The organism is Bacillus sp. SIMBA_074 (assembly GCF_046534555.1).
In the GTDB taxonomy this organism is placed as follows: Bacteria; Bacillota; Bacilli; order Bacillales; family Bacillaceae_G; genus Bacillus_A; species Bacillus_A mycoides.
The window spans coordinates 1-12,311 of sequence record NZ_JAWRYM010000043.1 but is presented as its reverse complement, the minus strand read 5'-3'; the positions used below and the strand labels follow the sequence as shown (position 1 = coordinate 12,311).

The window sequence follows — 12,311 nt, the reverse complement described above, 5'->3', positions numbered from 1 at the left end:
CTATGATAATGCAAAAAAACTTATATGATCCTATTATGTATTTGATGAAAGGATTAATTGATAGACAAATATATACCGGTGGAAAACCAATGCCTGGTAATGACCCAAATGATGTATTTAAAGAAGGTATGACAGAAGGTTACACCCTCATTCGTGACGGTGCTCGTTTGTCTGCAGTCGATGGAGATAAATATCTGCACTATGATTTAGCCTTTAATACACACGGTATGCTAGAAAAGGTTCTTGTCTCTCATAAAGTAACCGGAAAAGAGATGGAGATACAATTAATATATAATGCACAAAAACAATTGGAACGTGTGCAGCCGAGACTTCTTAATAAAGGTAACGGTATACTATCTGATTTACCAATTCCCGATGTGTCGTAATGATGCACGGGAATTTTTTAATACACGAAAAAGGGTGATTGCTCTTGTTTGAAACAACTTATTTAGCCGGTGGGCGATTAGATCCACCTTTTCATCCGACAAAAACAGAACCATTCATACCTGGTTTCATTATGGATTCTACATCATTTAAAACGGATGAAGTGAAATATGTATTACCTGCAGATATGGAGATTTACGCAATTAGTGTTAGTTCCTCCATCTATGAATTAGATGATAAATGGGATTTAATCGTGAACGGGCAAACTATTTGCCAAGATATTTATACAAAGCGTCTTCCGGAAGGTATGCACTTTATGGTTTATAAAGCAGCAAAAGCAGGAGACACAATTGTATTTCGATTCCATAACCAAGGGATTCTTGATAAAACAGTGTGGTTTGAATTGCACTTTTTAAGATAAGGGGGCGTACTCATGAGTTTTGCAGTTACCTACATGGCTGGTGGAAGATTTGACGCACCTTACTTTCCAACAAAAACAGAGCCATTTATACAAGGGCGAAGAGTTGGAATTCATGATGAGCTTCATGTAGATAAATTTTCATTACCATTCGAAACGGAAATGATTGCTTTTTCTGTTGCTGCTTCACATTACAGTGATACGGACTATTGGAATTTATTTATTAATGGCCAACAAATCTTTAAAGAAGTTTATGTGAAAGATGTGCCGGAGGGATTTAACTTTTCTGTTGTAAAGCCTATACCTGGTAATGCTGAACTAAAGTTCGAGTATCATAATGCATCCGCAGAGAAAAAAGCTATATGGCTTAATTATCAACTATTAAGAGATTAGGAGTGTGAAATAGATGGCATACGTTGAAAAGATGTATACAGAAGGCGAATTCCAAGACGAAATTGTTAAATTGGTAATCGCTAACGGATGGAAGAAAGTAAAATCGTTTTTCAGAGCAGTTTATCCAGATATGGATCAGAAATCTGACGATGATACAAAATTTGAATTCGGCATGAGTAAGCACATGTTAGTAAAGAACAATAGCGGCTCTATTTATGGAATTGCTCAAATTTCAAAATGGTCACTAAAAAAGACAGAGATTAAATACAACTTCACAAATGAAGAAGGCAAGAAAGCTTTTGCAGAAGACGGTAAAAAGCGCATGGAAAGTGGCAGAGATCGTTCTTGCTTTTACGTGTATATGATTGAAAAAGAGCCAAGTGTTGCTGATGAGGGTGTTCTTGTTCTCCCTTATGAATCTAATAAATTTGAAAAAATATTATTAGATGTGGAGTTAACTAAGATAGCAATTACTACGAAGACAAATCCAAGTGGTATCGGTACATATAAAGTTTACTCTTACGATGAAGCAGAAACACAAGTCATGATGTCCCCTTGGGTGAAAGTAACATTACGAAATACAAATTTACAAGGTATCAATGCTCAAACAAATTGGTGGCCGGATTCATTAGTTCGAATTAATGGCCAAGTTGATGAAAGTCGCGTCGTCTTATTAATCCAAGCAGATAATACACCAGCTTTTGAAAATAATGTAGTTCCAGTTACACCGCTTTACATGGGGCAATTAGAGAGTTACGCAAATGATGATACATTAGGTGATGCATTGTGGGCAGGAACCGCATTCGATACAGGCAATGAGGATGCATCACATAAATTCGATTTTAACGACCCGAAACCATATAGAAATGTAGAGTCCTATATGCCTGTTATGAAGTCATATCCGCGTTCCCCTGGTAATGGTATTGATAACGTAATTATTAAACGTTCACGATTGGGAGCAAGGTACCAGGCTCACTTTATCGCTTGGAATGTAGCACCTAATGCAATGCCACCAGATCGCGTTGGTAAAGATGGCGGTCAATATTCACTAGCATGGCAATCACAGGATAATGACGAATACAAATATCAATTTAACCCGTCTGTTTATAGCAATAAAGTACATACTTCTCGCGCTTATATTGTTCATCCCGACGAAGGTGTACGTGGATATTTACCTTATATGATCCTATTGTCTCCGCTAGGTCTATTAAATGGCGATAGATTAAAAGTTAGAAAGAATACTTGTCCGGATTCACACGACATTTACAAATTCTTTAATGTAGATGCTATTTCACCAATCACGAAAAGACCTGCTACAGCGTATCGTCCTGCTGGATTAGGTATTTTTGAGAAAACAGTATAAAGGAGTGTACATATATGTGGTTTGATAAAGTCGTATATCTACAAACATTACCGCAAGAATTAGAGAAACTATTTGCTGATAACGGTTGGAAACGAACGCTATTTTTCCAAATTAAGAGCGGCATTTCAAAATTTATCGATGTAAGGTTATTTGAATCGTTAGGAAGTGATGGGGAACGTAGAAGGTTTGGTATTGCGAATGCCTACGACACAGCAGATTCAGACTTTACAGATAGCCGGTTTATATCTGCAGATTCACCGCTTGGCAAATTAGGGATGGGTGATGGAGTGAAGAAAGACTTCTCCATTCCTGTTTCCCCTGTACTTGGTCCTTCTGTAATTGTATATGTAAATGGATTTGAGCAAGAAAAGAGTAAATATAAGGTGGATGCAACTACAGGAAAGGTAACATTCACTACTGCTATTGCAAAAGGCGATAAAGTAACATGCGAATACAGATTGGCTACCAATACATATGAGCCAAACAATGACATGCTGCTATTCACTTTCAATCGATATTTCATCGAAAAAGAGATCCTTTCCGGTGATAAATTAGGTGAATTAGGAAAAGGCGATGGAACGAAAAAGAACTTTTCATTCCCATTTCCTAATTTTGATGAAAGCAGAACCATCGTTTACAAGAATAATACTATTGTTGACCCTAGTGAGTACTCGTTCACTGAAAAAGAAGTTGTATTTAAAACTGCACCTGCAGCAGACACAACAATTAAGATTAGCGGTATTTATTTCTTATTACCAAAAGAAGACGGGACACTGGATGCATTAACCGCAAAAACAAGCTTTGATGTACAAAAGATGGAGAGCATTATGGGGGAAGTATATTCGACAATTGACTTTGTAAATCCATCCCCTTATACATCGATTAGTTTTACACCAGAGCAGCGTTTCTCTAAAGAATTGAATCGTGACTCTGTTGTTTATCTGTATGGAAATGCAAATAAAGACCGCATGGTTATGTTTATGCGTGTAGATCCAACACCTAATCCGGTTCGTGCCTTATTCGTACCGTTGTATATTGGAAAACTTTATACATTTGATGTTGCACCAAGAAAAAATATGGTGATTTTAAGCGGATGCAGACCTGGCGATCAGTTTTCATATTCTCCAAATAAGAAAATAGGTAATGCTCCACTTGATTACGGTTCTGATACATCGAACGGAAACGAAACAGTTCAATTATCACAATCAAGTACAGGAGCCATGTACCAACATCATTATCTAGCTTTCATTACTCATGATATGTCAGTAGATAGTGGACAAGGACGCTTTAATCCATCGGTTTATAGTGGTAAATATCATTTATCTCAAATTTATATTGTTCATCCAAACGATGGATATGTTGGAAAACTAGATGATGTTTATGCAGTTCATCCAAAGAATATCCAGCAAGCCGATGAGCTAGAAATTGAAAAAACAGTTGTAGATGAAGTACTTGGACAAGGTGACGGACACCGTAAAGTATTTCATTTAGAACATAAGCCAAAGGGTGAAACGTTAAGATTATTCATTTCATGTAAAGAAGTAGAAAAAACGGATTATGTATACAATGCAGAAGATAAGACCGTTACATTTAACGAAGCACCGGTTATTGGTTCTGAAATCACAGGCGCTTATGAAATGGCTCAATTATATCGTTACACATTACCAACAACGCCAGTTTGTCCTATGACACAAGCGAAAGCAACACCATTTAATCCAATTGGTTTAGCGATCTACAAAGAAGATATTTAAGCATAAGGGGGTAGCAGAAGAATGAGTGAAAAAGTTTATTCTATTGCTTCCCCTTCTATATGTACCAAAGAAAAAAGTCATGTTGTTGTCGTTGGTTCTGGACCAGATCAAAACGAAAAAGTTTATTCTTTTTCTATTACACCAGCGAATACAGAAAATAAAAATGATGTTGATTATCCAATTTGCATTGCTCCTTATGCGAGATATAAGGCTGTTAAAGAAGCTAACGCAGGAGTAACCGCCACAAAAGTAAGAGCGAAAGGGATTTTAACAGATGTTGTAGAGAATGCATTGCGACAAATAGAGGTAGAAGCCTACATTTCAAATACAACTGATTTTGATTTAAATCGAAATATAAATGTGGCCAACATTGAAATGCAGCATTCGCAACGAATGGACAGTCTTTCTGTTCAACTAATTTCTGCAGAAGAATCACCACAACATAGGCGAATTTTCGATATAAACCATATCGAAGGGGTAGAGAGCACAAAACCAAGCAAGATAGAAGCAATGGTACACGCTTCTGATGAAACAAATCTTATAACGAATGAATATGAAGCTGCACCGATCATACAGCAGGATTTACTAAAAGGTAAGTTACGTGAATTCGCTGCAGGTGTGGAAGTATTACCGGAATGGGTAAATGTTGCGCGTATTGTATACGGTGAGGGTTTTTATAATGATCTTATGGCCGACAGAGTTATAACGGATTATGAAGCTGTATCAATGCATAATGAAACGAGCGATATTGTTACCAGGGAGCTAAAAGCTACACATGCAGAAGTTACTTTATCTACTGCAGTTCCAAATATATTTCCTGTATCCATTGTCGAAAATGAAACTGGTGATATACAGCAGAAAGAAATACTTCTTCATGCTCCGGCACAATTCGAATTTGGTACAAAAGAGCGAGAAGTTAAAGGAATTATAGAAGAATTTGATTTGTTCAATGGTATGGGTATACCGGTTTATCTTCCAGATTATAATTTATTTGCTCGTATGCAAAGAGACATTGAAACATCTATTACTAAACAATATGAATTGAATCGGGTAGAAGAAATAGAAAATGTGGACCTGCTTCCTTATGAAGATATTGAAAGCGCGTATTTAATTCGTGACATAGATGTAGCGCAAATTTACCTGGATCACTCTATTCGAACAAAGGAACTTGCTGCAGATGTTATTGCAAATAATGAAGTAAGCAAGAAAATAAATGTATTTGATACTGAAAGAAATGAATCTGCATCATTTACAAGAACAAAAGAACAGTATGCGAATGTAGATACAACACACACATTTGAACGTATCGTAGAAACACTTGATTCTGTTTATGCCGATCAACAAGAATTCGCAAATAAAGAAAATGTATTTACAGCAGCTGTAGAGGTAGGACAAGAAGTTAAAAATGCTTCACGGGTATTATCTGTTAAAGACATTTCCGAAACTGATGATGCGAATAAATCACAAAACATATTCGAAATACACACAATTGTCGCAGAAGAAGCAGAGAGATTACATGAAATAAATGCTGATATTACTGATGCAGATTATTCACATCGTATCTTAAAAGAATTACAAGGCGTATCGCCAGACGTTACTTTTGCAGAAGTGAAAAATGATTTGCAAGCAACTGTAGTTGAACTGGATCAAGCAGATAAAGAAGATACTGCAGTACTTACACATGTAGATGAAATTTCTTCATCCGGATTAAAAGAACGCGTACTTATTACCGATGTCAATACTGATGAAGTTGCCAATAAAACAGAAAAAGAATTACAAGCTACCATAGAAGAGTTCGATTTATTTGAGGGCCTTGGTATTCCCGTATATCTTCCAGAATTCGATTTGTTTGGCCGTGTTCAAAAAGAACTAGAAACACGTATTGCCTTACTTAATGATTCATCTAAATCATTAAATGTGATGCAAATGAAGCTAGATCAAACAATTGAATCTGAAAAAGCAATGAAAGAACATACAGCTGCAGTAATTGAAGAAGTAGCTTCGGACACTGTTCCAGTTATCTTAGATGCTGAACATATAACTTTAGACATTTCTTACAAACAAGATTCACAACAAGCTCTTATTACAGAGCAAGAAGCTTTTAATGGTATACGTGAATTTGAGGGCGGAATTATCTCTGATATAACACCAGCTGATAAAGAAGTTATAACAAGAGATACAAATGTAATTGAAACTGCAGATGCTGCAAGAGAATCTGAACGATATGCAATCGTTAGTGAACATGAATTATTAGAGCGACAGGATAGCATAGAAGCTGCAACTAATGAAGCAGATACATTTTATAGGGAACATGAATTAGAAAGCGTTACAGAGAAATATGAACGGTTTGAACGTACACCAGAAAGAGAATCAGTTCTAGAGGATAATGAACTATTCAAAATGGAGAGAGTACTAGATACAGAAAAACAAGATGAATTAATAGTTATCGAAAAAGAAAATGATGATCCTAAGTTATGGCTGCGGCATAGTCGTCAATCTTGGTGGACAAATTCAAATTGGAAGAAAACAAGATAAAGAGAAGGTGATGGAATGGCAACACCCCAATTAGGTAATAGTTTACCGAAACCGGAATCTGGATGGAATCGTAAGTATTTCCAACTCGATAACGTTAACACTTTTTTTCAAGGGGTAAGAGATACGAATAAATACCCAAATGCTAATTGGTTTATAGTAGGTGCAAATAATACTCCTTCTTCGGAAGGCTGTTGGATTGCCTTCTCTGATCCCAAAAATACAAATGATGATATATTTTCATTTACATTTACGGGGACAGCTTTTAGAATAATGCAAAAATCTAGTTTGGCACATCGTTACAATATAAAAGTAAGAATAGATGGTGGGAATTGGATTAAAGGCTCATTAATTCCTAATTCTCCATCAATGTTTAGAGTCTGTTTTGAAAAATTAGATTTACCTAGTGGCACTCATAAAGTAGAGGTAACTTATGATGGTTTCATTACTGGTTCAAATGATAAGGATGTTTATACGTTTTTATCTGCTATTGATTACGCAAATTTTAATGCTAAAGTCGGTGATGTATTAAAAGAACCAGAGCCTGGTTGGAAACGGTTTGATGATACGGATAGCAATTTTCAATATTCTGGAGCATGGGACATATCTAAATCAGCTGAAACCTATGGAGGTTCTATACACTTTTGTCGAGAAAACAACAAAATAGTAACTGTACAATTCAATTTTTTCGGGACAGCTTTACGAATTATAGGATTATTATTTTCTGTGTATGATGTAGGTCAAATTTCAATCGATAACATGCCCCCCGAAAACATCTCTTATAAAAATGGTTCCATAAAGCATCAGGCACTAGTTTATGAGAAATTGGATTTAAAAGAAAGTCTTCATACAGTTAAACTATCTGGTCTTAATATAAATTTTGACGCAATTGACATTCTAAACGGAGAGCTAGTTCCTCTTAAACAGGAAAAAACAAAGGTATCCTTATACGAGAAAGAAAGTGGAAAAATATTTGTAGATGATTTTAATACCATAAATCCAAAATCGCTTATGTCGCCATCAAATGCATTTAACAATGCTGTAAAAAAAGGATTCCTTCGTATAAATCATGCTGCAGATAAAGACGTTATGCTATTAATCGATAAGCCACCAGGTAACTTAGCAATCCAAGTTATTGCGGATTATGCTCCTACAAAAGAAGGAGATGAGGGCGGCTTACTGATCTATCAAAATGAAAAGAATAAAGTTGAATTCATTGAATCTTATTCTGCTAATAGCTCTCAAAGCAATAAAGAGTGGATGGCAATATGTAAGGAAGATCAATGGGACTTTTACACAAAGTCAGATACATTTTTTGATTATGCGGATAACGATTCATTAATAGGAAAACGAATAGGCGTTGTTCTAAAAAGAGGAACTGCAGAGGGATTTGTACCGCTAGACATCAATAAAATTATTATGACAACAAGCAATATGTTACGTCTGCGCCAACTATATGAAAATTATAAGGTTGTATTAAAAGATACTGCAGATAATGTCCTGTCTACTAACATTGTAGCTGCAGCTCATACAGGCATTGATATTTTACTGCCTTCTTTAGAGTTTGAGGGAATCATAGAAATATATGATGAAGAAAACGAACTACTGGCAAAGAAACAAGCTACCTTCTATGGTGGGGATATGTATTGTATGGGTTCATCCCTACAAATCAAAATGAATAGCGCAGAATTAAATACAACGGATCCAACGAATTTAGGTTACATGGTTAATAATGAGCGTATTGTAAAAATGACAATCGTAAATGACAACATCGATGCTGCTACAAATATAAAACTATCCATTCAGCAGTACATGGAGAAAGTCGGTTACACCTGGGCACTTATTTCATTGGATGGTACTAACTATTTGAATGAAATACTGATTGATTCAGTAGCTGCACAAAGCACACGTGATTTTTGGGTAAAGGTTGTGAAGGATACAAATTTCCTAGCATTCGAACCAATTTATTTTAATATTCATCTAAAACATAATTGAGGTGAATACAATATGGGAACTGTAATGAAATTATATAGATATACATCCGAAAGCGAGATTACACCGTCAATCCTTATTGAGAGGAATGTACAAATTACAATTGAACCAGGAAAAACTCTATATACTCCATTGGATGTAGGTTGTAACAAATACGATATTCGCACGATTCAAGTTACAAATGATTCAAACGTTGAAGCAATGCTATTTATGTACGACCAAAAAGAGAATGGGAATCAAATTTATAAAAGCTTATCAGAAAAAAGAACATATGATATTTTAGCCATTCCTTGCGAGGATAAAGATCATACAAACAAGGTCCATCTTTATATAGAAAATAGGGGCGTAGCAAACTCTACTTTTAATGTTTCTATGAAAGCGATACGTTTAAGTTAAGGAGGAACATATAAAATGACAAATAAAATTTGTAAGTTACACAGACTAGAGCGAAGAGAAGTCTTTATGAAGATTATCGATGAAATGAAAAAGGCTGGATGGCAGCAATTAAATGCTGATGCGCCATCAAAAGATAAAATTTATGTCATGTACTCAAGCGGTAACGACGGTATGAAGAACCATTCTTTAGAATTGCGCCCATTCGATTACGTCAGTACAACTTCCAAAGATATTGTAGCAGATAAATATCCATATCATGATATAAGAGATCCTGCTAATTCTGTTACTGATGCAAGCTTTAGATTAATTGAACGATATGATAAAGAGCAGGATGTTACTTTCGGAGGACCTGGTCCTTTCTACCCGTTATGTTTTCATCAAGGGAAAACAACTAGCTCCACTAATGCTAATACTATTAGTAAACCAATTGCTATGGTGGACCTATATTTATACGTTGATAAAGACATTGTTATTTATTGTGTTTACGAAAACGATGATAATCTTCCAGAACGAAAAGGAAAAACTGTAATAGGTTTATTTGGCATTCCAGATGAACTATATCAACAAGAACAATTCAGCCCTATATCTTCCCCTTTTAGTGTCTTAGTGAGCGCTTGTCCAAATTGGTACCCAACTTCAGCACTGGTAGCTGCTAGAAGTAAACTTATATATGATGGATTAAAAAGTGTTCCTGTTACTACTTTCATGTGGGATAAAGTATTTTTAAAGGCGCCATCTTTAGAGGGAAATATAATATTCACGTCATTTTTCATGGGAGATAACGTAGATGGATTAAGAGCAAAATTTGATGGTCTTTACACATATAGGGGTTCAAATTTTGTAACTGGCGATATCGTTGAAATTTTTCAAGATGAAGAAGTACAGAAGTATAAGTTATTTAACACCTACTACTCAAGTGTATGGAGTTCATTTCCGGATTACAACATTGCACTACGAGTAGAATAAGGCTGGTGATTTTATGACAATAAAAGGCATAATAATGCAACCGGAAACACTATATAAAACCGCAAAACGTAAACCGCAAATACACCAAGGTTCAAAATTAGAAATCAGTAACATGTATCTTACAGGGGTTAGGCAAGCTTCTATACGGAAAGGAGTTATGTTCAACTTCTCCCGAAATGAAAGCAAAAATTCTGAAAAAGAAGTAATGAAGGCACCACGTACTGAACCACTAGAATACGCGTGGAAGAAAATGAATATGTGATTTTATCGAAATAGAGCGTGCAACAGCAGGTTTTTTTATTTTGGCCAAAATTTGAAAGGAGGTGAGAACTTGGAACGAATTCACGAACTCATCAAGTCATTAAATATAGCCGATGTTATTACAAGTACTCAATTTAAAGCAGGTGCAGTAATAAGTGGTGGATTAGGAACACTAGTTAATTTTATGTATGGAAAGACGAATCTAATTTGGATAGTGATTTTCGGATGGATTATCATGCTGGACTGGATTACTGGTAGTAAAGCTTCAAAGCTGGACGGAACATACAGCAGCCAATATGGAATTGAGGGCATCACGAGAACCGTGGTGCTTTTATCATTACCTGCTCTTGCACATTTCTTTGATATGGCTCTTAAACTACCGGATTTCTTTTTCTTCATGGTAACCGGTGGGCTAATCTATCATATCTTTAATAGTTTTGCTGCAAACTGCGCGAGAATCGGCTGGGATAAATGGATTCCTGCATGGTTATTAGAAAGTGTAGCATCCGAAATCCAGGCGAAAATCCAAAGGTCCGATGCAAGAAAAGAAAAACATAATACCAAATAAAAATATACGCCTTACATAAGGAAAGAGCATTGTCAAAAGACAGTGCTCTTTTTGTTTGGCTAAAAAGGGGAAAATACACAATGAAAAAACCAATTAAACTATTTAGTTCATTATTTATGACTCTATTGCTCTTATTTTCGTTCACTACGGCTTCATTTGCCGATAGAGTACTAATTATCCAAGACTTACCGAAACAAGCGTATCGTAACGGTGTGGGCGCTTATGAAGGCGTTGTAGCACATAGTACAGCAACACCAGAAGCGCCAGCAATTAATATTCAAAAATATGAGTCTCGTACATGGCGCTCTGCCTTTGTACATTATGCAGTAGATTGGGATGAAACAATCCAAATTGCCGATACAAAATATATTGCTTATGGTGCTGGACCAGGAGCGAATAAACGGTTTGCACATGTAGAATTATGTGAAACAAGAGATTACGAGAAATTCAAACGCAGCTATGATAAATATGTTAGGTTACTAGCTAAAATTCTTCGTGATCGTGGGTTATCTGTAGAAAAAGGATTATGGACTCACTACGATGTAACGAAATATCTTGGTGGAACAGATCATGAAGATCCACTTGATTATCTTCGTAGTCACGGTGTTTCAGAAGCTCAATTTAGAGCGGATGTACAACGAGCATACAATAATTCCGATGTGGATGTTTCTGTGCCTGAAAAGCCATTTAAACCAGCAGAAGTTCCAACAGCTGTAACAGATGGTATTGCTTATATTGAGGGATACAACGTTAACTTACGTAAGGGGCCAGATACAAGCTATTCTAAGATTCGTCAGCTAAATAAGCCAGAAGCTTATGTTGTGTGGGATGAAAAGGACGGTTGGTTAAATCTTGGCGATGAACAATGGATTAAGAACGATCCATCTTATGTGAAGTTTAACAAGAAAAGTACAGTGGATTCTTCTATTGTAGGGAAGCGCGTTGTTTCAAAAGTTAACAATCTACGTTTCTATGATGCTCCTTCTTGGCAGGATAAAGATGTTGCTGGTACTTTAGATGCAGGATTAGGATTTACCATTGATGTAAAGGTAACTGTGAATGGAGCGCCACAATACAAAGTACATAACAGCAAGGGTAAAACATACTATGTATCAGCAATTGAAGCCTATGTGTATGTAAAGTAAGAGTTGCAAAAGAGCATCCACTTAAATAATAATTTTTAATTTAAATCAACAAAAGAGACCTCAAATGGTCTTACCCCTGTCAAGTAGACAGTATGAAAAAGACTAAGCAGCCATCGAGATTCGATATTCTATCGGAGCTCGA

12 protein-coding genes are annotated in these 12,311 nt (G+C 36.0%); all 12 read left to right on the top strand.

What is annotated here, in order from left to right:
- The first annotated feature begins 2 nt into the window (after positions 1-2).
- Positions 3-386, top strand: coding sequence for a hypothetical protein (locus tag SB773_RS27810; protein ID WP_097821202.1), 384 nt, complete (start codon positions 3-5; stop codon positions 384-386).
- Between the two features lie 44 nt (positions 387-430).
- Positions 431-805, top strand: a complete 375-nt coding sequence (locus tag SB773_RS27805; protein WP_410593433.1) for a Low copy number virion structural protein — start codon at positions 431-433, stop codon at positions 803-805.
- Positions 806-817: 12 nt separating this feature from the next.
- Entirely contained in the window at positions 818-1,195 is a 378-nt protein-coding gene (locus tag SB773_RS27800; protein ID WP_085313701.1) for a Low copy number virion structural protein, read from the top strand.
- Positions 1,196-1,208: 13 nt separating this feature from the next.
- Complete coding sequence (locus SB773_RS27795; RefSeq protein ID WP_410593431.1) at positions 1,209-2,558, top strand: hypothetical protein; 1,350 nt, start codon at positions 1,209-1,211, stop codon at positions 2,556-2,558.
- A gap of 14 nt (positions 2,559-2,572) precedes the next feature.
- On the top strand, positions 2,573-4,309 hold the full coding sequence (locus SB773_RS27790) for a hypothetical protein (RefSeq protein WP_410593429.1): 1,737 nt from the start codon (positions 2,573-2,575) through the stop codon (positions 4,307-4,309).
- A 21-nt stretch (positions 4,310-4,330) separates the two neighbouring features.
- Positions 4,331-6,844: a hypothetical protein gene (locus SB773_RS27785; protein ID WP_410593427.1), complete on the top strand. Its 2,514-nt coding sequence runs from the start codon at positions 4,331-4,333 to the stop codon at positions 6,842-6,844.
- A 15-nt stretch (positions 6,845-6,859) separates the two neighbouring features.
- Positions 6,860-8,836, top strand: a complete 1,977-nt coding sequence (locus tag SB773_RS27780) for a hypothetical protein (RefSeq protein WP_410593425.1) — start codon at positions 6,860-6,862, stop codon at positions 8,834-8,836.
- Positions 8,837-8,848: 12 nt separating this feature from the next.
- Positions 8,849-9,229, top strand: coding sequence for a hypothetical protein (locus SB773_RS27775; RefSeq protein ID WP_000537590.1), 381 nt, complete (start codon positions 8,849-8,851; stop codon positions 9,227-9,229).
- Positions 9,230-9,244: 15 nt separating this feature from the next.
- The gene (locus tag SB773_RS27770) at positions 9,245-10,195 is read left to right on the top strand and encodes a hypothetical protein (RefSeq protein WP_410593423.1); all 951 of its coding nucleotides are present in this window, start codon (positions 9,245-9,247) and stop codon (positions 10,193-10,195) included.
- Positions 10,196-10,229: 34 nt separating this feature from the next.
- Positions 10,230-10,457, top strand: a complete 228-nt coding sequence (locus tag SB773_RS27765; RefSeq protein WP_410593421.1) for a hypothetical protein — start codon at positions 10,230-10,232, stop codon at positions 10,455-10,457.
- A gap of 69 nt (positions 10,458-10,526) precedes the next feature.
- Positions 10,527-11,024 (top strand): phage holin family protein, encoded by a 498-nt coding sequence (locus tag SB773_RS27760; protein ID WP_410593419.1) that lies wholly within the window; start codon positions 10,527-10,529, stop codon positions 11,022-11,024.
- An 80-nt stretch (positions 11,025-11,104) separates the two neighbouring features.
- The gene (locus SB773_RS27755; RefSeq protein ID WP_410593417.1) at positions 11,105-12,169 is read left to right on the top strand and encodes an N-acetylmuramoyl-L-alanine amidase; all 1,065 of its coding nucleotides are present in this window, start codon (positions 11,105-11,107) and stop codon (positions 12,167-12,169) included.
- The last annotated feature ends 142 nt before the right edge of the window (positions 12,170-12,311 follow it).

Bases quoted from the DNA above. Each gene is read 5' to 3' on its own strand.
- SB773_RS27800 (WP_085313701.1), top strand. From the start codon at position 818: ATGAGTTTTGCAGTTACCTACATGGCTGGTGGAAGATTTGACGCACCT.
- SB773_RS27765 (WP_410593421.1), top strand. From the start codon at position 10,230: ATGCAACCGGAAACACTATATAAAACCGCAAAACGTAAACCGCAAATA.
- SB773_RS27785 (WP_410593427.1), top strand. From the start codon at position 4,331: ATGAGTGAAAAAGTTTATTCTATTGCTTCCCCTTCTATATGTACCAAA.
- SB773_RS27770 (WP_410593423.1), top strand. From the start codon at position 9,245: ATGACAAATAAAATTTGTAAGTTACACAGACTAGAGCGAAGAGAAGTC.
- SB773_RS27810 (WP_097821202.1), top strand. From the start codon at position 3: ATGATAATGCAAAAAAACTTATATGATCCTATTATGTATTTGATGAAA.
- SB773_RS27790 (WP_410593429.1), top strand. From the start codon at position 2,573: ATGTGGTTTGATAAAGTCGTATATCTACAAACATTACCGCAAGAATTA.
- SB773_RS27780 (WP_410593425.1), top strand. From the start codon at position 6,860: ATGGCAACACCCCAATTAGGTAATAGTTTACCGAAACCGGAATCTGGA.
- SB773_RS27795 (WP_410593431.1), top strand. From the start codon at position 1,209: ATGGCATACGTTGAAAAGATGTATACAGAAGGCGAATTCCAAGACGAA.
- SB773_RS27775 (WP_000537590.1), top strand. From the start codon at position 8,849: ATGGGAACTGTAATGAAATTATATAGATATACATCCGAAAGCGAGATT.
- SB773_RS27755 (WP_410593417.1), top strand. From the start codon at position 11,105: ATGAAAAAACCAATTAAACTATTTAGTTCATTATTTATGACTCTATTG.